This window comes from Mycobacterium sp., assembly GCF_032159775.1.
Lineage (GTDB): Bacteria > Actinomycetota > Actinomycetes > Mycobacteriales > Mycobacteriaceae > Mycobacterium.
On the sequence record NZ_JAVHWK010000125.1, the window covers coordinates 67060 to 89598 of the forward strand.

General features: G+C 65.9%; 22 protein-coding genes and 1 pseudogene. 10 read left to right on the forward strand and 13 right to left on the reverse strand.

Annotated features, from left to right (window positions below; genetic code table 11):
- Positions 1 to 104: 104 nt before the first annotated feature.
- Positions 105 to 494, reverse strand: coding sequence for a hypothetical protein (locus QOJ24_RS15745; protein ID WP_526262811.1), 390 nt, complete (start codon positions 492 to 494; stop codon positions 105 to 107).
- Positions 495 to 754: 260 nt separating this feature from the next.
- On the opposite strand from QOJ24_RS15745, the gene treS reads away from it, so the two are divergent.
- The 4 genes from treS to QOJ24_RS15765 all read left to right on the forward strand — a co-directional run bounded on the left by treS (position 755) and on the right by QOJ24_RS15765 (position 5722).
- A complete protein-coding gene (treS, locus tag QOJ24_RS15750) occupies positions 755 to 2554 on the forward strand; it encodes a maltose alpha-D-glucosyltransferase (RefSeq protein WP_526262764.1) in 1800 nt (599 codons plus the stop codon).
- Positions 2551 to 3915 carry a maltokinase N-terminal cap-like domain-containing protein gene (locus QOJ24_RS15755; protein ID WP_526262766.1) on the forward strand — a complete coding sequence of 455 codons (1365 nt, stop codon included), beginning with the start codon at positions 2551 to 2553 and terminating at the stop codon, positions 3913 to 3915. The genes treS and QOJ24_RS15755 overlap by 4 nt, the downstream gene beginning before the upstream one ends.
- A gap of 61 nt (positions 3916 to 3976) precedes the next feature.
- Positions 3977 to 5341, forward strand: coding sequence for a flavin monoamine oxidase family protein (locus tag QOJ24_RS15760; RefSeq protein WP_526262768.1), 1365 nt, complete (start codon positions 3977 to 3979; stop codon positions 5339 to 5341).
- 15 nt (positions 5342 to 5356) lie between these two features.
- Positions 5357 to 5722, forward strand: coding sequence for a hypothetical protein (locus QOJ24_RS15765; protein ID WP_526262770.1), 366 nt, complete (start codon positions 5357 to 5359; stop codon positions 5720 to 5722).
- On the opposite strand, the gene QOJ24_RS15770 is transcribed toward QOJ24_RS15765, so the two are convergent.
- Positions 5719 to 6273, reverse strand: coding sequence for a TetR/AcrR family transcriptional regulator (locus tag QOJ24_RS15770; protein WP_526262772.1), 555 nt, complete (start codon positions 6271 to 6273; stop codon positions 5719 to 5721). The two genes, QOJ24_RS15765 and QOJ24_RS15770, sit on opposite strands and share 4 nt — an antisense overlap.
- A gap of 367 nt (positions 6274 to 6640) precedes the next feature.
- Between QOJ24_RS15770 and QOJ24_RS15775 the strand changes: the two genes are divergently transcribed.
- A complete protein-coding gene (locus QOJ24_RS15775) occupies positions 6641 to 6988 on the forward strand; it encodes a hypothetical protein (RefSeq protein ID WP_526262813.1) in 348 nt (115 codons plus the stop codon).
- Between the two features lie 15 nt (positions 6989 to 7003).
- On the opposite strand, the gene glgX is transcribed toward QOJ24_RS15775, so the two are convergent.
- On the reverse strand, positions 7004 to 9148 hold the full coding sequence (glgX, locus tag QOJ24_RS15780; RefSeq protein ID WP_526262774.1) for a glycogen debranching protein GlgX: 2145 nt from the start codon (positions 9146 to 9148) through the stop codon (positions 7004 to 7006).
- A 165-nt stretch (positions 9149 to 9313) separates the two neighbouring features.
- Between glgX and QOJ24_RS15785 the strand changes: the two are divergent.
- Positions 9314 to 9433 (forward strand): annotated as a pseudogene (locus QOJ24_RS15785) (crotonase); the annotation flags it as partial.
- 103 nt (positions 9434 to 9536) lie between these two features.
- Positions 9537 to 9971 carry an enoyl-CoA hydratase/isomerase family protein gene (locus QOJ24_RS15790; RefSeq protein WP_526262776.1) on the forward strand — a complete coding sequence of 145 codons (435 nt, stop codon included), beginning with the start codon at positions 9537 to 9539 and terminating at the stop codon, positions 9969 to 9971.
- A gap of 2 nt (positions 9972 to 9973) precedes the next feature.
- Here QOJ24_RS15790 and QOJ24_RS15795 read toward each other — a convergent pair whose 3' ends face one another.
- From QOJ24_RS15795 to QOJ24_RS15830, 8 genes are all read right to left on the reverse strand, one after another.
- Complete coding sequence (locus tag QOJ24_RS15795; protein ID WP_526262778.1) at positions 9974 to 10537, reverse strand: isochorismatase family protein; 564 nt, start codon at positions 10535 to 10537, stop codon at positions 9974 to 9976.
- A gap of 20 nt (positions 10538 to 10557) precedes the next feature.
- Positions 10558 to 11889: a hypothetical protein gene (locus QOJ24_RS15800; RefSeq protein WP_526262780.1), complete on the reverse strand. Its 1332-nt coding sequence runs from the start codon at positions 11887 to 11889 to the stop codon at positions 10558 to 10560.
- The gene (locus QOJ24_RS15805; protein WP_526262815.1) at positions 11886 to 12314 is read right to left on the reverse strand and encodes a hypothetical protein; all 429 of its coding nucleotides are present in this window, start codon (positions 12312 to 12314) and stop codon (positions 11886 to 11888) included. The genes QOJ24_RS15800 and QOJ24_RS15805 overlap by 4 nt, the downstream gene beginning before the upstream one ends.
- A gap of 11 nt (positions 12315 to 12325) precedes the next feature.
- A complete protein-coding gene (locus QOJ24_RS15810; RefSeq protein WP_526262782.1) occupies positions 12326 to 12502 on the reverse strand; it encodes a hypothetical protein in 177 nt (58 codons plus the stop codon).
- Positions 12499 to 14340 carry a hypothetical protein gene (locus QOJ24_RS15815; RefSeq protein ID WP_526262784.1) on the reverse strand — a complete coding sequence of 614 codons (1842 nt, stop codon included), beginning with the start codon at positions 14338 to 14340 and terminating at the stop codon, positions 12499 to 12501. The genes QOJ24_RS15810 and QOJ24_RS15815 overlap by 4 nt, the downstream gene beginning before the upstream one ends.
- Before the next feature lie 92 nt (positions 14341 to 14432).
- On the reverse strand, positions 14433 to 15893 hold the full coding sequence (locus tag QOJ24_RS15820; RefSeq protein ID WP_526262785.1) for an aminotransferase class I/II-fold pyridoxal phosphate-dependent enzyme: 1461 nt from the start codon (positions 15891 to 15893) through the stop codon (positions 14433 to 14435).
- Positions 15894 to 15927: 34 nt separating this feature from the next.
- A complete protein-coding gene (locus tag QOJ24_RS15825) occupies positions 15928 to 17106 on the reverse strand; it encodes a zinc-dependent alcohol dehydrogenase (protein WP_526262787.1) in 1179 nt (392 codons plus the stop codon).
- Positions 17107 to 17184: 78 nt separating this feature from the next.
- Entirely contained in the window at positions 17185 to 18567 is a 1383-nt protein-coding gene (locus QOJ24_RS15830; RefSeq protein ID WP_526262817.1) for an acyl-CoA dehydrogenase family protein, read from the reverse strand.
- A 114-nt stretch (positions 18568 to 18681) separates the two neighbouring features.
- On the opposite strand from QOJ24_RS15830, the gene QOJ24_RS15835 reads away from it, so the two are divergent.
- Positions 18682 to 20289 (forward strand): AMP-binding protein, encoded by a 1608-nt coding sequence (locus tag QOJ24_RS15835; protein ID WP_526262789.1) that lies wholly within the window; start codon positions 18682 to 18684, stop codon positions 20287 to 20289.
- Positions 20286 to 20831, forward strand: a complete 546-nt coding sequence (locus QOJ24_RS15840) for a hypothetical protein (RefSeq protein WP_526262791.1) — start codon at positions 20286 to 20288, stop codon at positions 20829 to 20831. Before QOJ24_RS15835 ends, QOJ24_RS15840 begins: the two co-directional genes overlap by 4 nt.
- On the opposite strand, the gene QOJ24_RS15845 is transcribed toward QOJ24_RS15840, so the two are convergent.
- Positions 20765 to 21409: an FMN-binding negative transcriptional regulator gene (locus QOJ24_RS15845; RefSeq protein ID WP_526262793.1), complete on the reverse strand. Its 645-nt coding sequence runs from the start codon at positions 21407 to 21409 to the stop codon at positions 20765 to 20767. The genes QOJ24_RS15840 and QOJ24_RS15845 overlap by 67 nt on opposite strands.
- 39 nt (positions 21410 to 21448) lie before the next feature.
- Between QOJ24_RS15845 and QOJ24_RS15850 the strand changes: the two genes are divergently transcribed.
- Complete coding sequence (locus QOJ24_RS15850) at positions 21449 to 21763, forward strand: hypothetical protein (RefSeq protein ID WP_526262795.1); 315 nt, start codon at positions 21449 to 21451, stop codon at positions 21761 to 21763.
- On the opposite strand, the gene QOJ24_RS15855 is transcribed toward QOJ24_RS15850, so the two are convergent.
- The coding region (locus QOJ24_RS15855) for an HNH endonuclease signature motif containing protein (protein WP_526262797.1) at positions 21764 to 22539 on the reverse strand (776 nt) is incomplete at its 5' end.

Genomic DNA, 22539 nt, shown 5'->3' on the forward strand with positions numbered 1-22539 from the left:
GCATCGCGGCGCCAATCTTCTTTAGCCCACCGACTTCAGGTGTGCCGGTACCTGTTGGTGCGTCGCACAACGCGAGCGCACCGGTCCGATGGTCGCTTCGGGGGTCAGCCGCCGAGGGCGGCGATCAGATCCTTGATTCTCGACGCCTCGTCCTCGAGCACCGGCTCTTCGGCTTCGACGGCCTCGATCAGGTCTTTGCGCAGCCCCACACCGTTGGCCGCTTCCTTGGTGGACAGCTTCGCCCGACCGCGCGCGATGTAGAGGCGCTGGCCCAGCGTCGCGCCGGGCCCGTTGGCCGCGGTGGCCATCAGATCGTCGTAGCGACTGCGCACACCGCTGAGAGCGACGATGACGGACGGAGTCACGCGACTACGGCTCGCGGCATCGGCCAGGGAGTCCTGAAGTTTGCGTAAGCCGGAAAGGATCACGCTTGCCCGGTCCGCGAAATCGGGATCGCCGGGATCGGGCAGGGCGTCGATCGCCGCGGCATACATGTGCATGGCCGCATCGGACAAACCAACGATTACAGGAGCTTCACCATCATTAGGCTCAACCACGCGCCACTCGATTCGTCGAAGAATTGATGAAGACCGATGCCACCCGGCAATGGGAACAAAGGTCGCCGAAACGGTATCCCGGTTCGGCGCGGGTTTCAACCGCTCCTTTACACCATCGCAGCCGTCGCTTTGCTCATTGCCGTCGCGACACGCGCAGCAGATTCAACTCGGTCGCGGGTGGGTAGGTTTGAAGGTCGATGGACGCTCCACTTGATGCGCGAAGCCAAGTCGACGAATTGGTCGACCACGACCCGACAGAGGGCAGCCACGTCGAAGGCGGCGTGGTGGAACACCCGACCGCCGACGACTTCGACCATGCCGCCGCGCTGCCCGAAGACCGCACCTGGTTCAAACGGGCGGTGTTCTACGAGGTGCTGGTGCGGGCGTTCTACGACGACAGCGCCGACGGCGCGGGCGATCTGCGCGGTTTGATCGAGAAGCTCGACTATCTGAAATGGCTTGGGGTCGACTGCCTCTGGTTGCCGCCGTTCTATGACTCGCCGTTGCGTGACGGTGGCTACGACATCCGCGACTTCTACAAGGTGTTGCCGGAGTTCGGCACCGTCGAGGATTTCGTGGCGCTGCTCGACGCTGCGCACCGCCGCGGCATCCGCGTGATCACCGATCTCGTGATGAACCACACGTCGGACTCCCACGAGTGGTTCCAGGAGTCGCGCCGCAACCCCGCCGGGCCCTACGGCGACTACTTCGTGTGGAGCGACACCAGCCAGAAGTACGCCGACGCCAGGATCATCTTCGTCGACACCGAGGAGTCGAACTGGACCTTCGATCCGGTGCGCAAGCAGTTCTACTGGCACCGGTTCTTCTCCCACCAACCCGACCTCAACTACGACAACCCTGCCGTCCAGGAAGCGATGATCGACGTGCTGCGGTTCTGGCTCGATCTCGGCATCGACGGCTTCCGGTTGGACGCCGTTCCCTATCTGTTCGAACGGGAGGGGACCAACTGCGAGAACCTTCCCGAGACGCACGCCTTCCTCAAGCACTGCCGAAAGGTGATCGACGACGAGTTCCCCGGCCGGGTGCTGTTGGCAGAGGCCAACCAGTGGCCCGCCGATGTTGTCGAGTACTTCGGTGACCCCGACACCGGCGGCGACGAATGCCACATGGCATTTCACTTCCCGCTGATGCCGCGCATATTCATGGCGGTCCGCCGGGAGTCGCGGTTCCCGATCTCGGAGATACTCGCGCAGACGCCGCCGATCCCCGACATGGCGCACTGGGGAATCTTCCTGCGCAACCACGACGAATTGACTTTGGAGATGGTCACCGACGAAGAGCGTGACTACATGTACTCCGAGTACGCCAAGGATCCGCGAATGAAGGCGAACGTCGGAATTCGTCGGCGGCTCGCCCCCTTGCTGGAAAATGACCGAAATCAAATAGAACTGTTCACCGCACTTCTACTTTCATTGCCGGGTTCGCCGGTGCTGTATTACGGCGACGAGATCGGCATGGGCGACATCATCTGGCTCGGCGACCGCGACGGTGTGCGCACGCCGATGCAGTGGACCCCCGACCGCAACGCCGGCTTCTCGAAGGCCAACCCCGGGCAGCTGTACCTGCCGCCGAACCAGGATCCGATATACGGCTACCAGTCGGTGAATGTCGAAGCGCAAATGGACAGTTCGTCGTCGCTGCTCAACTGGACCCGAACCATGCTGGCCGTGCGCCGTCGGCATGAGGCGTTCGCGACCGGGACATTCCGTGAACTCGGTGGGTCCAACCCGTCTGTGCTGACGTACGTGCGCGAGCTGGAAGAGGACGGCCGCAAAGACGTCGCGCTGTGCGTGAACAATCTGTCCCGTTTCCCGCAGCCGATCGAGCTGAACCTGCAGCACTGGACCGGCTACACGCCCGTCGAGATGACCGGGCACGTCGAGTTCCCGTCCATCGGCCAGCTGCCGTATCTGCTCACCCTGCCGGGGCACGGGTTCTACTGGTTCGAGTTGCGGCCATCCGAGGAGCGGTTATGAGCGGCGTCGCGAACCTGCCGTGGTCGGAGTGGCTGCCTGAGCAGCGCTGGTATGCGGGCCGCACACGCGAACTGGCCACCGCCCGACCCGCACAGGTCGTCGCGCTTCGCGAGGATCTCGACATAGTGCTGCTCGACATCGACTACCGCGACGGATCGACCGATCGGTATCAGGTGATCGTGCGATGGGACACCGGGGCCGCCGAAGCGCAGACGTCACGCTCGAGTCCCATCGACGAGTACCTCGAACTGGCGACCATCGGGGCGGACGGCGACCGCGTCGCCTACGATGCGCTCTACAATCCCGCAGACGCCAAATACCTTCTGTCGCTTGCTGATTCGGAAGCGAGCTTTGGTGACTTGCGCTTCGGCAGGGAGCCTGACGTCACCTTGCCACTGGACGCCGCGCCGCGGGTGGCGAGCGCAGAGCAGAGCAACACCAGCGTGGTGTTCGAGGAACAGGCCGTCTTCAAGGTGTTCCGTCGTGTCACTCCCGGCGTCAACCCCGACATCGAGCTGAACCGGGTGCTGGCGCGGGCAGGCAACCCCCATGTGGCCCGGCTGCTCGGTTCGTACGAAACGAAGCTCGACGACGAGCCGTACGCGCTCGGGATGGTCACCGAATTCGCAGCCAACTCCGCCGAGGGCTGGGACATGGCCACGGCGAGCACGCGCGATCTATTCGCCGAGGGCGACCTGTATGCCGACGAGGTGGGTGGCGACTTCGCCGGTGAGTCCTACCGGCTCGGTGAGGCTGTCGCCTCGGTGCACGCCACGCTCGCCGACGAACTCGGCACGTCGACGACTCCCTTCCCGACTGACGCCGTGCTGGAGCGGTTGGCGTCCGCGGCGGCGGCTGTGCCCGATCTGGAGCAGTACGTTCCACTGATCGAGGAGCGCTACCGCAAGCTGAGCGAGGACACCATCACCGTTCAGCGTGTGCACGGCGATCTGCACCTGGGGCAGGTGCTGCGCACGCCGGAACGGTGGCTGCTGATCGACTTCGAGGGCGAGCCGGGACAGCCGCTCGAAGACCGCAGACGGCCCGACTCGACGGCGCGAGACGTGGCGGGCGTGCTGCGCTCGTTCGAGTACGCCGCCTACCAACGGCTGATGGAACAGTCCTCCGACGACGACCGCACCCGACAGTTGGCCGCGCGGGCCCGGGAGTGGGTGAACCGCAACAGCGCCGCGTTCTGCGAGGGCTATGCCGCGCAGGCCGGCGCCGATCCGCGAGATTCCGCCGCGCTGCTTGCCGGTTACGAACTGGACAAGGCGGTGTACGAAGCGTCCTACGAGGCGCGGCACCGCCCGACGTGGCTGCCCATCCCGCTGCGGTCGATCGCGCGCATCGTCAGCTGACGAGCACGTAAAAATTTGCCAAAAGGCTCCGCGCGGCACGCCCGGGGTGGACCATCCGATCATGGTTGACGTGGATGTTTGTGTAGTCGGTGCCGGGTTCGCCGGCCTGACCGCCGCGTTGCGGCTGGAGCAGGCCGGGCGGTCGGTCGCGGTACTGGAAGCCCGGGACAGGGTCGGCGGGCGCACGTTCACCGAACTCCACGCCGACGGGACGTGGATCGACCGCGGCGGTGCCTGGGTCGGGCCGGGACAGGACCGCATCCATGCGCTGATGAACGAGTTCGACGTGCCGAGCTACAAGCAGTACGCGGGCGGCGAGTCGATGATGGTGCTCGGCGGCAAACAATTCCGTTACCGGGGCACCGTGCCGCGGACGTTGAATCCGCTGGCGACCGTCAACCTGGGCACCGCGATGCTCGAGCTGGGCAAGATGTGCAAGACGGTTCCGCTGGAGGAGCCGTGGAACGCCAGAAAAGCCGATAAGTGGGACAGGATCAGCGTGGGGCAGTGGCTCGACCACCACGTCCGGTCTCTACCCGCCCGCGACCTGCTCGAGACGGCCATCGGCGGCACCTACACCAGTGACACCTCAGAGGTCTCGCTCTTGTTCGCGCTACATCAGATGGCGTCCGGCGGCGGACCCCAGTTCGTGTTCGGCGTTGAGGGCGGCTCCCAGGACTCGCGCATCGTCGGCGGCATGGGTGCGGTGTACGGGCCGATGGCCGCAACGATAGGCGACGCGTTGCGTCTGTCTGCGCCGGTGCGGCGGATCGAGCAGGACGACGAAGGCGTGACGGTGCGAACGGATGACATGACGGTGACGGCGCGCCGCGTGATCGTTGCGGTTCCGATCGCCATAGCCAGCCAAATCCTTTACGACCCAATGCTTCCCGTCAACAGAGCGCTGTTGCACCAACGAATGCCGAGCGGTGCCGTATACAAGATCAACGTCGTCTACGACGCGCCGTTCTGGCGATCGAACGGCCTGTCCGGCCAATCCGCCGCACCTGGGACGCCTGCGCCGGTGACCATCGACGCGTGCACCGACACCGGCACGCCGGGCGTGCTCTGCGTGATCGTCGAAGGGCCGACCGCACGCGACATGTGCGCGCTCGACGCCGTGGAGCGCCGCAGGCTGATCCTGGCCGAGCTGACCGACCGCTTCGGCGTCGAAGCGGGGTCACCGGTCGATTTCATCGAGCAGAACTGGACGATCGAATGCTATTCGGGTGGTGGCATGATCAGCCACGCGCCGCCGGGCGTGCTCACCGAGTTCGGACCGGCGCTGCGCGAGCCGTGCGGCCGCATCCACTGGGCGGGGACGGAGAGTTCGGCGGTCATGTGCGGCTGGGTTGACGGGGCCGTGCGCTCGGGAGAACGTGCGGCGGCAGAGGTGATGGCCCGCGAGCAGGTGGCGGTGGCATAACGGGTAACCACGGGCATGGCTTCCTACACGGTGAACACGTCAGCGGTGACCAAGGCGCACAAGCTGATCGATGCCAAGCAGTACGTCCTCGACAGCGACTGGGGGAATGTGGCGCCCAACGCGGACGCGCAGAACACCTTCTTGAAGAACCACACCTGGGAGGAATACGCACAGTGGCACCTCGGCCTCACCGAAGGGGCCAACGACGAAACCAAGGCCCGGTACGCGTTCGTCTACGGCGACCTGCGCCGGATCCACCGCACGGGCCTGATCGCCTGCGTCTATCGCGCTTCGGAGTGGCGCCACAAGGACATCGAGCTGGCCGCCCACGACCTGCTGCAGTACCTCGACGCCAAGACCGGCCTCAAGCCCTCGGGCTAGGGCCGGAACATGAAGTCCAGGAACAGGTCCTCGCCGTCGGGCGGACGTTCGATGTCGAACCCGTGCAGGAAACCCATGCCTGCCGCGAAGAACGTAACCGCTCGAACCAGCGCGTCCTGCTCGTCGAAGCCCGCGTCGACGAACACCTGATGCACGGCGCCGAGCACCTGCATATCGCTTCTTCGCACGCCGTCGGCGACGGTTTCGTCGGTCAGTGCCCAGACCCTCATGGCGCGTTCCAGGGCATAAAGCGTGGGACCCATCAACGCCTGCATCATGGTTTTCAGGCGTTCCCGCGGTTCGACGCCGGCCGTGTTCGCAAACCGCAGGCGGTCCTGGTCGTGCAGATTTCCCCAGGCTTCGACCAGTGCGGTGCGGTAGGCGGGCAGATCGGCGAAATGCCAGTAGAAGCTGCCCTTGGTGACGCCGAGCCGCTCGCAGAGTCGGTCGACGCGCAGCGCATTCGGGCCGCCCTCGGCGAGGAGCGCGAAACCGGCCTGAATCCAGTCGTCGACCGAAAGCCGGCGTCCGGCGCCGCGCGGCGGGGTCATGCAGGGCAGCATACGACTACCAGCAACGTGACGCCTGTGAAAATTAGCAGCGGTAAGGAGTTCCGCCCAGAGGTGCTGTTGCAACCGTGGCCGCCGGTAGTCACCGCCGCTCTTCGGCTTCTACATCCAGCCCGCCCGGCCGGCGGCACCCCTCGGTGCCGGTTACGCGACCACGGCTGCTTCAGCTGCTAAACCGTACCATACTGCCTGGTATGGGCAACGTTTTCGGCTGATTTGGGTCAACGAAAGAGGCGCAGGCGCCGCGGTCCGAACCACCGTCCGCGACGTCGCGATTGTTTCCCGTCAGCAACCATTCCGACGGCCGATGCGGACGGCCGCTGTTGCGCCGTATCCGCCGTCGGGCAACATGGATTGCATGACCAGCGACACCTCAGATGAATTCCCACTGACTCCCGAAGAGGCACTCGACTCCGACGAGGTGCGCAATGACGACGGCGACGAGGTGGTGGACCCACCGGAGAAGTGGATCGATGCCCGCGACGACGAGTCCCTCGACGAGCGACTGGCGGATGAGGAACCCGACGTCAAGCCGTCGGATATCGATCTACGCGACGCCGACGACACCGTGCGGGAGACCGAGTCGATATCCGACGACGCGGTGGACCACCTCGATCCGGAGCGGCATGGTCGCGAGCGCGGACAGATCGACGGGACGCCCGAGGACGGCGATTCGTTCTACGACGTCGTCGAGTGATCCAGGTCGCGTGATCTAGGCCGAGTGAGCCTGCAGCACCATCACTGAGCGCGCCTCAATGGTGACCGTCGCCGCCGCGTCGTACGGCTTGGACTCCTCGTTCGAGTCGTCTGCGGTGTAGATCACCGGAATCCACGATTCGCCGAACTCGTTCGGCGGCAACGTGAAGTCAATCGGCTCGTGATGGGCGTTGAAGAACAACACGAAGGAGTCGTCGGTGATCCGCTGGCCGCGCACATCGAGGCCGGGGATGCCGTAGCCGTTGAGGTAGACCCCGAGCGATTTAGCGAATCCGCTGTCCCAGTCCTGGTCGGTCATCTCGTTCCCATCGGGCGCCAACCATGCGATGTCGGGCAGCCTGGCACCACCCTTTTGCCGCACCGGCCGTCCGCTGAAGAAGCGCTGCCTGCGGAACACCGGGTGCGCGGCACGGAGCGCCGACACCGACCGGGTGAACTCGATCAGCCCCTCGTCGGCGGTGCTCCAGTCGATCCAGGACAGCTCGTTGTCCTGGCAGTAGACGTTGTTGTTGCCCTGCTGCGTTCGGCCCAGCTCGTCGCCGTGCGCGATCATCGGCACGCCCTGCGACAGCAGCATCGTGGTCAGGAAGTTGCGCTGCTGGCGTGACCGCAGCGCGTTGACCTCGGGATCGTCGGTGGGTCCCTCCACGCCGCAGTTCCACGACCGGTTGTGGCTCTCGCCGTCGTTGTTGTCCTCGCCGTTGGCGTCATTGCGTTTCTCGTTGTAGGACACCAGATCACGCAGCGTAAAGCCGTCGTGTGCAATGACGAAGTTGATCGACGCCACCGGCCTGCGTGCGGTGTTCTCGTACAGGTCGGCCGAGCCGGTGAGCCGGGACGCGAACTCATCGAGGGTGGCAGGCTCGCCACGCCAGTAGTCGCGGACGGTGTCGCGGTACTTGCCGTTCCACTCAGTCCACTGCGGCGGGAAACCGCCGACCTGATAGCCGCCCGGCCCGACGTCCCAGGGCTCCGCGATCAGCTTCACCTGGCTGACGGTCGGATCCTGTTGCACGAGTTCGAAGAACGTCGCCAGCTTGTCGACGTCGTAGAACTCACGCGCCAGCGTCGAAGCGAGGTCGAAGCGGAACCCGTCGACGTGCATCTCGGTCACCCAGTAGCGCAGCGAGTCCATGATCAGCTGAAGCGAGTGCGGGTGTCCGACATTGAGGCTGTTGCCGGTGCCGGTGTAGTCCATGTAGTAGCGCTTGTCGTCGTCGACGAGCCGGTAGTAGGCAGCATTGTCGATGCCCCGCATCGACAGCGTCGGCCCCATGTGGTTGCCCTCGGCGGTGTGGTTGTAGACGACGTCAAGGATCACCTCGATGCTGGCCTCGTGCAGCGCGCGCACCATCGCCTTGAACTCCTGCACCTGCCCGCCTGGCGTCCGGTTGCTGCTGTACTTGGGGTCGGGCGCCAGGAACCCGATGGTGTTGTAACCCCAGTAGTTGCTCAGCCCCTTGTCGATCAGCGTCGAGTCGTTGGCGAAGTGGTGCACCGGCATCAGCTCGATCGCCGTCACGCCGAGGGACTTGAGATGGTCGATCATCGCGGGGTGACCGATCGCGGCGTAGGTGCCGCGGATGTTCTCCGGGATGCCGGGGTGGGTCTGGGTGAGGCCCTTGACGTGCGCCTCGTAGATGACCGAGTCGGCGTACTCGTGACCCGGCGGACGGTCCACTCCCCAGTCGAAGTACGGATTGATGACCACCGACTTGGGCATGCTCGCCGCCGAGTCGTCGTCGTTGCGGCTGTCCGGATCGCCGAAGTTGTACCCGAACAGGGACTGGTTCCAGTCGAAGGTGCCGTCGATCGCCTTCGAATAGGGGCAGAGCACCAGTTTGTTCGGATTGCACCGGTGACCGGCCGACGGATCGTACGGGCCGTGCACCCGGTAGCCGTAGCGCTGACCCGGTTGAATGCCGGGGATGAACGCGTGCCACACGAACCCGTCGACCTCGGGCAGTGTCAGCCGCGTCTCGGCGTCGTCGGCGTCGAAGAGGCACAGCTCGACCTTCTCGGCAGCCTCGCTGAACACCGCGAAGTTGGTGCCGAAGCCGTCGAAGGTGGCGCCAAGCGGATACGCCTTGCCAGGCCAGATCTCCGGCGCGGCGGACTGCGGGGTGGCGGCTTGGGTCAACGAACACACTCCAAAATTGACGGGACCAACGAGACGATACGGGGATGCCCAGTGGGGCAGCATCACAACCAAAATCGCCGACCCCACCGAGCGGAGATAGATCGTTTGCTCAACCCACCCGACCTGCCCTCCTAGCGGACCGTGCGCCTGGACGCCGACGCCGGTGTGGCAACTATCACGCTGAATCGGCCGCACCGCGCCAACGCCGTCGGCGACGGGATGCGCGAGGAGCTGGCAGACGCGTACTTGTGGTGCGACCGGGCCGACGCGGTGCGCGTCGTCGTGTTGACCGGTGCGCCGCCTGCCTTCTGTGCGGGCGCCGATCTAGCGGCGGGCGAGCAGACACTTCACCGAGCCGGGGCCGACGTTCTCGGCGGCGGGCGTCGACGTGCAGGCGTGGACCGTCAGCAAGCCGGTGATCGCCGCGGTGAACGGGCACGCGATCGGGCTGGGTCTGACGCTGGCCCTGCAGTGCGATGTCCGGTTCTTCGCCGCCGACGCGCAGTACGGCGTCGTGCAGGTGCGCCTCGGCATGGTCGGCGACGCCTACTCGCACTGGGTTCTCCCGCGCCTGGTCGGGCTGTCCAACGCCGACGATGTGCTGCCTGCCGTCCAGGAGGTCGCACGCGACATCGCGCAGAACGCGGCCCCCGCCGCGGTGGCCGCCAGCAAGCGGCTGCTGTGGGACTCGTTTGATCTCGACCGTGCTGCGGTGGGTGCGCGCGAGACGGAGATACATCTCGCGCTGATGCGGCACGACGACGCCAAGGAGGGTGTGCGCGCGTTCACCGAGCGCAGGCCGCCGAGGTGGACCGGTAGATAGCGTCAGGCCGCCGAGCCGACGACATCGACACCGGCTGCGCGCATGTCCTCGACGGCCTTGGTGCTGGACTCGCGCGCCACGCCTGCCGTCAGCTCGAGAAGCACGCGGGTGGCGAAGCCCTTCGCGGCCGCGTCGGTTGCGGTGGCCAATACGCAGTAGTCGATGGCGATGCCCACGATGTCGACCGCGTCGACCCCGCGTTCGACAAGCCAGTCCGCCAACGTTGTGCCGGATTCGTCGATGCCCTCGAAGCCGCTGTAGGCCGCCGCATAGCGGCCCTTGGTGAAGACGGCCTGCACCGCAGAGTGGTCGAACTCCGGATGGAAGTCGGCGCCCGCCGTTCCGACTACGCAGTGCCGCGGCCACGACCCGGCGAAGTCGGGATCGTCGGAGAAGTGATCGCCGGGATCGATGTGGAAGTCCTTTGTCGCCACGATGTGGTCGTAACCCCGAGGTGTAGAGAGGAATTCGCTGATCGCATGGGCCACCAACTGGCCGCCGACCACTTCGAGTGAGCCGCCTTCGCAGAAGTCGTTCTGCACGTCGACGATCAAGAGCGCCCGCATGCGGCCAACCTTACGACGCCTCATCCACCGAAAAGTAGATAGAGACCGGTGAAGGTGTAGCCGACCATCACCAGCATCATCGCGAGCTGACCGGTCAGCTGATATCCCGTCGGCAGCACCTTCAGTGCGCGGTCGTGTGCGGCGATCACCCCGGCAACGTGTCCACTGACGACGCAGCACACCTTGATGGTGGCCAGGACCGAAGGATGGAGCGACAGAACGTAATTCACTTCGGCGTTGCCGAGGCCCAACAGGTTCCAGCCGCGGCCGAGCGGGTCGGCCAGGTCGATGACGGTCTGCTGACCGCGCTCGATGAGGTAGGACAGATAGTGCGCGAACACGTATCCGAGCACGATCGGAATCAGCGAGTGCGCCATCACGCCCGGTAGCCCGCGCCGGGTGCGCTTGTCGACGCCGCCGGTGGCTCGCGCCGCGAGCCAGAACGTGACGACGACAACGGTGATGAACACCAGCAATCCCGCGGTGCGCAGGATCATTGCGGCGGCCGCGGATTCGGTTTGCCGGTCGACGAAGTTGCGCCACACCGGCATCGCCGAGAAGCTGTCGAACGCGGTGGAGCCCAGCAACACCGCGAGCACCGTGACAGTGCCCGGCCGGATCGGCAGTGTCGGCAGATGGTTGAACGGATTCCCGATCTCGATGCGCCCGCTCTGCGGGTTGCGGCGCATGGGCGAGAAGCGGGATGCCACGACGCTGTACACCTCGAACGGGTCGGCGCGGCCGAACCACTTGTCTCCGCTGACGATTGCCCCCGTCAGGGTGATAACGATGTACACCCACAGCCACAGCTTGATCGAGCCCAACGAACCGGGGTCGGGACTGGCGAGCTCCAGCCACACGAAGGCGAACAGACCGAACGCGGCGGGCCAGTAGCCGAGGGGTCGGGGATAGCCGCGACCGTCACGCAGGCGCGCCATCCGGAGCAGCCTGTACACCGTGCGCACCGGCGAGACCGCTCGCCAGATCGGTCCGACCGCCAGCGAAGCCGCCACCAGCCCGACCCACATCAGCACGTAGAACACGCCGGGCAGCGGGTTTCCGTCGGCCGTGCCGAACATCGCGGCCATCGCCACCCACGCGGCGAAGAGCAGACCGGCCGCGGCAAGCATCCACCGGGTGGCGGGCGCATCGACCGCCGTCGTCACCCACTGCGGCAGCGCGCGACCGGGTTTGTCCGGATCGAATCGCGGCCGACGCCACGCCAGCGCAACCACGCCGAACGTGAAGGTGAGCGCCCAGGCCGCCCCGATGAGGGCGTAGGTGTAGGGGATCGGCAGATCCGAAGACCCGCCGAGGCCGTGCGCCAGCACCACGACGGGTCCGTCGGTCACGGCTGGACTTGCACGGTCGCGATCGTCTTCTCCAGGTGGTGCAGTTCGATGTCCACCTTGCCGGGCACGTCAACCGAGAACTGGAACTGCTGGCCCGGCTTTGCTTCGATCTTGAACGTATGGTCCGGCGTGGAATGCACGTGGAGTTCGTCGGCCACGTCGCTGTTGACTTTCACGACGATGGGCTCGTTCGTCTTGGCCTCGAGTTGCGCGTTGGTCGGGTTGATCTCGCCGCCTTTGATGGTGACGTCGATGAGCAGGCGGTCAGGAGGCGCCTGTTCGTTCTGCATGTCCGACGGGCTGACCGTCGACGCCGACGGCTGGCCCGACGAACTCTGCGCCCCCTCGGAGCCGCCTCCGCCGCAACCGGCGATCAGCAGGGCGCCTGCGGCGAGCGCGGCAAGGAGTCGTTTATCGCTCTGAATGGAAGTCACGATCAACTATCTTGGCTGGTCGATTCTGTCCCTTCACTGTGAGACCCGTCTCTGTTCCGCCGGTCCTTCATCGCGATGTAGGCGACAACTCCCGCCACGATGAACGCCGGGACGAAGGCCGGGATGGCGAGCAGTAGCGAGTGGTCGGCCAGGATGACCACGTCGGCGTCGGTCGTCATGCCTGCGCCGATGGTTGCAACTCCGTCTTCGAATCGGTGGGCTCTCTCCTGTTGATACGGCCGGCGCCCCAGGTGAGCCCGCCGATCATGATCAGCGTGCAGACGAGCACTATCAGGCCGCCGATGGTCCATAGCACCACGGGCGTATCGGGATTGCGCTCGCGCTGCAGGATGGTGATCTCGGGGACGAACGGGCGCGTCATCGTGGCCTGTGCCGGTATCTCGGGCGCGCCGATACCCGGATCGCCGGCCAGGAAGATCGGCACGGCGGTGAAAATGCGCCCGTCGTGCACACGCAGCAGCGTCTTCCACTTGCCGTAAACCGGCATCGGCTGCGTGGAGCGGTAGTGGCCGGGACCGAGCCGCTCCAGCCGATCGACGAACATGCCGCGCTCGTTGGCCAGCCCGCCCTGCCAGCCCAACACCGACACCCAGTTCGCGTCTTCGCTGATCAAACCGGGCGGGTTGATCCGGACGTCTGCGGTCACCATGCGCTTGTCGGGAGCCGAGCCAGGTGCCTCCGTCAGAGTCATGGTGGCGGTCGCGTTCTGCGGTACTTCGTAGCGCAGCCCATTGGCGGTGGCGCCGCCGATGACCAGGACGGTCAACGCGACCAATCCGATGCCGATCGCGCGGCTTGGCAGCCGTTGGTCAGTGAGCACCATGCCGAGCATCGCGCCGCATGCGCCGGTGAGCACGGCGACCGGTACGGCCATCAAGAGCGCCTCGGGCCAGATGCTCGACGGCCACGGGTAGTGGTAGACGGCGTCGACCCAGAAGGATTCCAGCCACAGCCCGACGGTGCTGACCAGAAGACCGCTGACGAGTCCGAAGAGGATGGGCCGCCTGAACAGCGGAGTGAGGGCGACGAGTTCGACCATCACGGCCGCGCCGAGATACAGCGCGAACCAGTTGATCGGGGCGCCGAGGATCGGGCCGACGACGAGCGCGACGAGGCCGCGCAGCGCGATCGCGAACAGCGCCGCCAGAATCGCGGCGAAGCGGCCGAGCATCATTCGGGCTGCGACAAGGCCGAACGCGCCTGCCGCGGCAATCAGCATCGGCTCGAAGACCTGACGGAACTGCGGGACGCCGAAGTCGAACTCGATCTGGAATACCGATAGGCCGATGATGATGCCGCCGAAGCCGAGATACCTGATGGATTTGAGGAAGACGCCGTCCTTGGGCTTGTCGGCGCCCATCGCCCGATCGCCCTCGTATTCGAGGAGCAGCGCAGAGATCGTCGAGAACCCGGCGCCGCCGATCATCATCAGGTGGGTCGGCCCCCACAACGTGACGTCCTGACCGAAGATGCGGTGCCACACGTCATCGAGTGGGAAGCCGGTCAGCGCGTACAGGCCGCAGCCGGCCATCAGGAAACCGCCGACCGGCGCGTACCAATCCTTGGTGATTCGGACCGCGAACGGGCCCGGCTTCTCATACGGCAGGATGATCGCCGCGCAGCCCGCGACGAACAGCAGGAAGAGTCCGACCAGAATGAAGTAGTGCGCCGGGTTGGCCAACGGTCCGGGGTCGCGGCCCTTTCCGATGTGCAGGCTGACGTCCCAGATGAAGCCGAACAGGGCGCAGATGAGCGTCGTGATGAACAGCGCCATCGGCACCGCCACCCACGGCGGCCGCTTGAACTTGCGGCCTGCGTATTCGGCGACGTTGTTGACCCAGGTGATCTTGCGCGTGCGATGCAGGTAGCCGAGCCAGCACAGCAGTGCGCCGATGACCACGGCCACCACCGTCATGCCGATTATCTGGTCGAGTGCTGCGCCACCACCCTCGGTGCCTGCCGCAGCCGTGTACGTAATCTCCGTCGAACCCGTCATCTGCCCCACCTGGTGCGTATCGGAGGAAACTTCTTACCGGTCGGTAATGTTGCCAGATCCCCCCCGAACGAAACCAGGGGTACCGGATACTTTCATGCCACCACCCGAAATTTTTCGAGTGACGGGTCTGCCGGGTCGGGCAGCGTCATGCCCGCTGCGAGACCCGTGCGCAGGTAGTCGATGACGGCGTCGTCGAGCCGCTCGCCCGGCACGACGGCGGGGACGCCGGGCGGATAGGGCGTGATCTGCTCGGCGGCGATCCGGCCGCAGGCCTGGCTCGCGGCAACCATTTCCACCTGACCGAAAAACGCGTCGCGGGGCAGTTGTACCGACTCAAGCTGGATTTCGTCGGGTGAGGGCAGGCGGATCTGGGGCGGCGGATCGAAATCCGCGGCGGCCTGCCGCCAGGCCGTCATCGCATCGATCAGTCGGTCGGTGGTTGACGTGTCGTCGGCGAACGACAGCGTTGCCAGGATGCGCCGGTGGTCGGACATGCCGAGGTCGACGTGTTTGTTCTCGCGGAGCCAGTCGGCCGCCTGGTAGCCCGACGTCCCGCTCGCCGACAGGTCCATCAGCACCTGAAGGCGATCGAGGTCGTGGCTGGCCTCCACCCCGAGCAGTTCGTCGTCGAGCACCTCGATATCCGCGATCGACTCGAGCGTCTGACGCACGTTTCCCGCGAGATCCAGTGCCGCGCCGAGCAGGTCATGGCCGTGCTCGACCATCTGACGGCGCCAACCGTCGATCGCCGCGTAGACCATCACGTTGGGACTCGTCGTCATCAGCAGGTCGGCGCATGCCGACAACTTGGCCTGGTCGACCAGGTCGCCCTGCAGGTGGAACACCGAACCCTGCTCGAAACCCGCCCCCATTTTGTGAACGCTGACCACGCAGACGTCGGCGCCCGCGTCCATCGCCCAGGTCGGCAGATCCTCGTGGAACGGCAGGTGCGCACCCCATGCCTCGTCGACGATCAACGGCTTGCCGCGGTCGTGGCAGATGTCGGCGATGGTCTTCAGATCCGCGCACGTGCCGTAAGGGCTCGGACTGACGATCAGCGCACCTGCCGCGTCGGGGTAGAGCTTCCACGCCTGTTCCACGTCGTCGGGCGACGGCGGATGCGAGATGTGCCTCTCGGCGTCCCAACGCGGGGTGACCCATCGCGGCTGCACTCCGGAGAAGATGACGCCCGCGACAATGGACTTGTGGCTGTCCCGGCTGACCAGCAGGCCGCCCTCGGCTCCGCCGGCCACCGCCATCATGGCCGCCTTAACGGATAACGAGCTGCCGCACGTCGAAAAGAATGCGGCGTCGGCGCCGACGGCCTCGGCCATCAGGTCCTCCGCGCGCTGCAGGTATTTACCGCGGGTCCGGCGATCATCGAGTCCGCCGCTGGCGAGCAGGTCGTCCTCGAACGGCTGGCGTCCCAGCACCGACAGCACCCGGTCATCGACGCCGCGGCCCTGCCGATGGGCGGGCGGGGTGAACCCGTAGCGGTTGGCATTCCGGTATTCGACCAGTGCGTCCAGGATCGGTGCCTCGGATTGATCCATAGCGGAGAAGTACCCGAGCATCGGCGCTTCAACCTCAGGGCGTCAGTACCACCTTGATCATGCCGTCCTGCTTCTTCTGGAACTTCTCGTAAGCTTCGGGCGCCGCGATCAGCGGTAACCGGTGCGTGGCGAAGGACTCGGTGCCCAGTGGATCGTCATCGGTCAGCAACGGCAGGATGTCGGGCACCCACCGCTTGACGTTGGCCTGACCCATCCGGAGCTGTATCTGCTTGTCGAACAACGTCATCATGTTGATCGGGTCGGCCGCGCCGCCGTAGACACCGGACAGCGAGATGGTGCCGCCGCGACGGACCACCGCGATCGCGGTGTTCAGCGCGGCCAATCGGTCCACGCCTGCGTTCTTCATCATCACCCGGGCCATCGGCGGCGGAAGGAATCCCGCCGCGGTCTGGGCGGCGGTCGCGATGGGTGAGCCGTGTGCCTCCATGCCAACCGCGTCGATCACCGCGTCGGCGCCCCGTCCGTCGGTGGAGTCGCGCACCACCTCGACGGGGTCGTCGAGGTTCATGTCGATGACGTCGCTGCACATCTCCCGCGCTCGCTGCAGGCGTTCGGGAACGATGTCGACACCGATGACTCGACAGTCGGTGCGGTGGTGGGCGACCCGGCACGCCATCGAGCCGATCGGTCCCATGCCCAGGATCACCAGGGTGCCGCCGGGCGGTACGTCCGCGTACTCGACTGCCTGCCACGCCGTCGGCAGCACATCGGACAGGTAGACGTAGCGCTCGTCGGGTCCGTCCTGCGGCACCTTGATGTGGGTGTACTGAGCCTGAGGCACGCGCAGATATTCGGCCTGTCCTCCGGGTACCTCGCCGTACAGCTTCGAGTAGCCGAACAGCGCCGCACCGGTGCCCTGTTCGCGGTTCTGCGTTGTCTCACACTGGCTTTGCAGACCCTCGCCGCACATGAAGCAGTGTCCACAGGAGATGTTGAACGGAATCACCACTCGATCGCCGACCTTGAGATCGCCTGCCTGGCTGCCGACCTCCTCGACAACGCCCATCGCCTCGTGACCGAGCACGTCGCCCGGCGTCATGAACGCGCCGAGAACTTCGTACAGGTGGAGGTCGGAACCGCAGATGTTGGTGCTGGTGACCTTGATGATCGCGTCGGTCGGTTCCTTGATGATCGGGTCGGGAATCGTTTCGACCGTGACCTTCCGCCTGGCCTGCCAGGTGACCGCTCGCATGAAAGCCCTCCTCATGTCACTTCTGAAGTTGGCGTGCCCGCCGAACACGAGAAAAAACCTACGCGGGCGTCAGAATTGCTACTTCTTGGGCGGCTTCAGCACCTTCATGGCCAGCGCCATGATCGGCTGCGGAATGCGCTCCCTCATCTCGAGGGCGGAGTTGGCCACCTGGGTGCGGGCCGGGGTGCCGCGGCCGAACCAGCGGTTCAGCGGGCCACCGGTGGGTTCGAGGTCGACGTGCAGCGGCGGCTTCCCATCGGCGGCGCCGAGCGCGTTGGAGATCACGACGCGCTGGATCTCGCTGGTGCCCTCGAAAATCGTGTACAGCTTGGCGTCCCGGTACCACTTCTCTACCGGATGGTCCTTGATGTAGCCCCAGCCGCCCATCGTCTGAATCGCGCGTTCGGTGGTCCGGACCGCGACCTCGCTTGCGGCCAGCTTCGACATCGACCCCTCCCCGCGCTCCATCGGCACGCCGGTGGCGGCCATCCAGGATGCGCGCCAGGTGAGCAGCCGTGCGGCGTCGATCGCGGTGGCAAGGTCGGCAAGCGGGAAGGCGATGCCCTGGTTGTCGATGATGGGGGCGCCGAACGCCTCGCGACGGTTGGCATACTCGGTCGCGTATTCCATTGCCGCCCTTGCAATTCCGAGCGCCTGCGCGGCCACCATCGGTCGCGTCTGCTCGAATGTGCCCATTGTCGCGGACCCTGAATGCCTGCCGCCTTCGACCGCCTCGCGCGCACGGGCCAACTTGTGCTGCAGCTTCTCGTCTCCGCCGAGCAGGTTGCCGCCGGGCACCCGGACCGCGTTGAACTTCAGCTCGGCGGTGTGCGACGCCCGGCAGCCGAGCTTGTCCAGCTTGCGCACCATCTCCAGCCCTGGCGTGCCGCCGGGCACGATGAACAGGGCCTGGCCCCGGTGACCGAGTTCTTCGTCGACGACGGCGTTGACCACATGAACGTTGGCGATGCCGCCGTTGCCGATCCACATCTTGTGGCCGTCGATGATCCAGTCGTCACCGTCCCGCTTGGCCCGGGTGCGCAGATTGCGCACGTCACTGCCGCCCTCCGGTTCGGAGATCGCGAGCGCGGCGAGCTTGAGATCGCCTGGGCTGCCGAAACATTCCGGCGCCCAATCCAGCATCTGCTCCGGGGACGCTGCCTGCCCGATCGCCGACAGCGCCAAGGCGGGCATCACGATCGCCAGACCGATGCCCGCGCACCCCCAGAACAGCTCCTCCATGAACATCGGCAGCGACAGCCCGGTCGGATCGCCGATGAGGTCGCGGTAGAACAGCGGGCTGTAGAAACCTCGGCCAGCCGCCTCCTCCAAAATGGGCCAGGGGAACTCTTGCCGCGCGTCGTAGTCAGCGGCCACCGGCCGGACGCACTGCTCGGCGAATTCGTGCGTGCGCCGGGCCAGATCGTGCTGCGCGGCGGTCGGCGTCATGTCGAAGCTCATGAGTTCGTCGCCGTGTCCAGGATTGACATTCCCCACCGTCCCCCTCGTCGTCCGATCTACGGTGTCGGAGTACCCAGCGATGGCCGAAAATCCACGGCGGGAGGAGCTCGTCGCATGCTGTCCCACGACGCAGGAGCCACCAGCCCGCCGCTTCTCGACGAGACGATCGGCGACAACCTCGCCCGAACGACCGAAGCGTTCGCCGACCGCGAGGCGCTTGTCGAATGCGCGACGGGCCGGCGCTGGACCTATCGGGAATTCCACGAAGCGACCCAACGGATCGCCACAGCACTGCTGGACCGCGGCACCAAGCCGGGGGACCGGATCGGCATCTGGTCACCGAACAGCGCCGAGTGGACGATGATCCAGTACGCCACCGCGCAGGTCGGCGCGATCCTGGTCAACATCAACCCCGCGTATCGAGTCGACGAACTCGAGTACGCCCTCAACAAGGCGTCGATGTGCACCGTGTTCGCAGCGGCTGAGTTCAAGAGCTCCGACTACGTGGCGATGCTGGGCAGTGTGCGGGGGCGGTGCCCCGCGCTCAACGACGTGATCATCGTCGGCTGGGAGCCGTGGCAGGAGATCGCCGACACAGGAGTCGACACAGACGCGTTGGCGCGGGTGCAGTCCCAGCTGGCGCCAAGCGATCCGATAAACATCCAGTACACGTCGGGCACCACCGGATTTCCCAAGGGCGCCACGCTGACCCACACGAACATCCTCAACAACGGGTACTTCGTCGGCGAGCTGCTCGAGTACACCGAGCAGGACAGGGTCTGCATCCCAGTGCCCTTCTATCATTGCTTCGGGATGGTGATGGGGAACCTGGCGTGCACGACGCATGGTGCCGCGATGGTGATTCCCGCGCCAGGGTTCGACCCGGAAGCAAGCCTGAAAGCAGTTGCGGCACAACGCTGTACATCGCTGTATGGAGTTCCGACGATGTTCATCGCGGAGCTCGGGCTGCCCGACTTCGACAGGTTCGACCTGAGCACATTGCGGACCGGGATCATGGCCGGGTCGACCTGCCCGGAGCACGTGATGCGCAACGTCATCGACCGGATGCACATGACGGAGGTGGCGATCTGTTACGGCATGACCGAGACGTCGCCGGTGTCCACGCAGACCTTGCCGAGCGACAGCCTGACCCGACGGGTCACGACGGTCGGGCGCGTCGGGCCGCACCTGGAGGTGCAGGTCATTGATGACGACGGCGCGCCGGTGGAGCGCGGTACGCCGGGTGAACTGTGCACCCGTGGCTACAGCGTGATGGCCGGCTACTGGGACGACCCCGAGAAGACCGACGAGGCGATCGACGCCGATGGCTGGATGCACACGGGTGACATCGGGGTGATGGACGACGACGGCTACCTTGCGATCACCGGTCGAATCAAGGACATGGTGATCCGCGGCGGCGAGAACATCTATCCCCGCGAGATCGAGGAGTTTCTGTACAGCCACCCCGACATCGTCGACGCACAGGTGGTGGGAGTGGCCGACGAGAAGTTCGGCGAGGAACTGATGGTCTGGCTACGGATCAAGGAGGGTGCCGACGCCCCGACCCCCGACAGCCTGAGTGCGTTCTGCGCAGGCAGGATCGCGCACAACAAGATTCCAAGGTACGTCCAGGTCATCGACGAGTTCCCGATGACCGTGACGGGCAAGGTGAGGAAGGTGGAGTTGCGCGAGCGCGGTGAGGAGCTGCTCGGGGATCCATGAAACTCTCGGACCTTCGGCTTCGGCAACGCGACTCCACCACATGTGGCCCGAGCGTCGCGGTGGTGGCCGGCGCGCTGGTGGATCCGGATTATCGAACGGCGCTGACCGAATCTCCACGCAGCTGGTTCGACGACGAACAGCTGCGGGTCCATACCGAGATGAACCGGGTGTGGCCGCGATTGCTGGGCACCACCCCGATGGGCGTCGCCCGCGCGCTCTCCACGCGAACCGGGGTGCGCGGCGTCCGGTACCGGTGGCGGCCGTTCCGCGGCCGGCGCGACCGGCTGTCCGACGTGCAGTACTACGCACAGGCAGGGTGGCCCGTCGCGATGTTGGTCGGCCGGTTCATACCGAGGCACTGGGTGTTGATCGTCGGTGTCGACGGGCAGACGTTGCAGTGCTATGAGCCGTCATCGGGCGAGATACGGCCTACGGACATCGACGCGATCAGGCGCTCACGGCTGATCGGGCTGGGTTATCGGCGACCGTTCGCTTTCGTGCTGCCGTCATCGAGGGCGGCGACACGGTCGGCGACGAGCTGATCACGCGGGGCTTCGGACTCCCTCAGCCCGGCGACCACACCGGCGCGGTTGCGGTCGGGCTGGTTCTGCGACATCTTCGACTTGCCTTCGACTTTGGCGATGTCGACCTCGACTCCGACGATGCCGCGCAGCTGCGACTGCGTGTACGACTCCGGTGCGTCGGTAACCTGCCAGGGCTCGGAGCGGCCGCCCTCATGCCGGTTCGTCAGCTCGGTGACCAGGTCGAGAACCCAGTCGGGATCGTCGTGCACCACCAGGCGGCCGTAGACATTGAGGACTTCGTAGTTCCAGGTCGGCACGACCTTGCCGGTCTCTGTCTTGGTCGCGTAGAAGTTGGGCGAGATGTATGTGTCGGGGCCGGCGAAGATCGCAACCGACTCAGCGCCGTCGGCGCGCCAGTGCGGGTTGGCCCGGGAGACATGGCCGATGAGCGAGTGGCTGGACGGGCGGTAGATCAGCGGCAGCGGTGTCACCAACAGACCCGATGGACCGTGGCTGACCAGTTGCGCGAAGTCGGCCGCCGCGAGCGCCGCAGCGGTCTGCTCGTCGGTCAGCGCGAATTTGCGGGGTATGTACATCAGGTTCCAGGATAGTCCGTTCGAACGTATGATCGAACGGTGGGCGAGCTGCAGTCCATCGGCTATAACGGTCAACCCGTGCAACAAGCCTTTCGGCCCGTCGAGCCGCCGATGGCTGTCCTCGTCGACCTCGCCGCGCTGTTTCCCCGCGAGCCGCACAGCCCCGGCGGCTACAACCCCGCCGGTCTGCAGATGCACTCGGTCGTCGACGGCCGGCTGACCTGCTGGGGCATCTGCGAGCAGGGCCATTGGTGGGGATTGGTCACCTACGCCATCGCCTACGGCCCCAAACGGCGGTCGGTCACGCATTGGATACCCGCGTGGATGTTGAAGCGCAAGCCGGAGCGCCGATGACTAACTGTTGATGTCGCCGTCGCTGTCGCCGTCGCGCTCGTCGGGGATGAGGTAGCGCTGCGGGTGGTGGTAGTTGTTGACGCGCGCTTGGCCGGTGTCGAGGCGGGGTGGTGGGATCCATTGGGTGCGGCCGTCTTTGCGTGTGCGGGTGGTCCAGCCGCCGGATGTGACGCGGCGGTTGTGCGGGCCGCACGCCAGCGTCAGGTCGTTGATATTGGTGAGTCCGCCCGCGGCCCAGTCGGCGGTGCGGTGGTGTACTTCGCTGTGATAGGCCGGGGCGGTGCAGCCGGGGAACGTGCAGCCGCGATCGCGGGCGTAGAGCACGATGCGTTGCGCCTTGGACGCCAGCCGTTTGGCGCGGCCTAAATACAGCGCTTCGTTGGTGTGGTCGTCGAACACGGCCAGGTACTGCTGCGCCGCGGCGGCTTGCCGGATCACCTCGGACATCGGTAGCAGGGTGCCGCCGCCAGTGACGGCGTGCCCGCTGCCGGACTGCAACTCTTTGAGCGTGGTGGTGACGACCATGGTGACGGGGAGGCCTTTGTGGCTGCCTAACTGTCCCGACGCCAACATCGCCCGCAGCACCGCTTTGAGCGCGTCGTGGTTGCGCTGCCCGGTCGTGCGCACGTCACCGGTGCGTGCCTGCTGGCTGGGTTCGCCGTCGACACACGGGTTGTCGTCGTCAGGGTTGCACATGCCCGGTGCGGCCCATTTGGCGAACGCCGCATCCAGCAGCGCTGCGAGTTCGGGGTCGGCGCGGCCGCGGATCTCGGTCG

Coding starts and splice junctions, on each gene's coding strand:
- QOJ24_RS15845 (WP_526262793.1), bottom strand. CDS start 21,409: ATGTACATACCCCGCAAATTCGCGCTGACCGACGAGCAGACCGCTGCG.
- QOJ24_RS15840 (WP_526262791.1), top strand. CDS start 20,286: ATGAAACTCTCGGACCTTCGGCTTCGGCAACGCGACTCCACCACATGT.
- QOJ24_RS15825 (WP_526262787.1), bottom strand. CDS start 17,106: ATGCGAGCGGTCACCTGGCAGGCCAGGCGGAAGGTCACGGTCGAAACG.
- QOJ24_RS15760 (WP_526262768.1), top strand. CDS start 3,977: ATGGTTGACGTGGATGTTTGTGTAGTCGGTGCCGGGTTCGCCGGCCTG.
- QOJ24_RS15745 (WP_526262811.1), bottom strand. CDS start 494: ATGTATGCCGCGGCGATCGACGCCCTGCCCGATCCCGGCGATCCCGAT.
- QOJ24_RS15755 (WP_526262766.1), top strand. CDS start 2,551: ATGAGCGGCGTCGCGAACCTGCCGTGGTCGGAGTGGCTGCCTGAGCAG.
- treS (WP_526262764.1), top strand. CDS start 755: ATGGACGCTCCACTTGATGCGCGAAGCCAAGTCGACGAATTGGTCGAC.
- QOJ24_RS15775 (WP_526262813.1), top strand. CDS start 6,641: ATGGATTGCATGACCAGCGACACCTCAGATGAATTCCCACTGACTCCC.
- QOJ24_RS15795 (WP_526262778.1), bottom strand. CDS start 10,537: ATGCGGGCGCTCTTGATCGTCGACGTGCAGAACGACTTCTGCGAAGGC.
- QOJ24_RS15765 (WP_526262770.1), top strand. CDS start 5,357: ATGGCTTCCTACACGGTGAACACGTCAGCGGTGACCAAGGCGCACAAG.
- QOJ24_RS15830 (WP_526262817.1), bottom strand. CDS start 18,567: ATGAGCTTCGACATGACGCCGACCGCCGCGCAGCACGATCTGGCCCGG.
- QOJ24_RS15810 (WP_526262782.1), bottom strand. CDS start 12,502: ATGACGACCGACGCCGACGTGGTCATCCTGGCCGACCACTCGCTACTG.
- QOJ24_RS15835 (WP_526262789.1), top strand. CDS start 18,682: ATGCTGTCCCACGACGCAGGAGCCACCAGCCCGCCGCTTCTCGACGAG.
- QOJ24_RS15770 (WP_526262772.1), bottom strand. CDS start 6,273: ATGACCCCGCCGCGCGGCGCCGGACGCCGGCTTTCGGTCGACGACTGG.
- QOJ24_RS15820 (WP_526262785.1), bottom strand. CDS start 15,893: ATGGATCAATCCGAGGCACCGATCCTGGACGCACTGGTCGAATACCGG.
- QOJ24_RS15815 (WP_526262784.1), bottom strand. CDS start 14,340: ATGACGGGTTCGACGGAGATTACGTACACGGCTGCGGCAGGCACCGAG.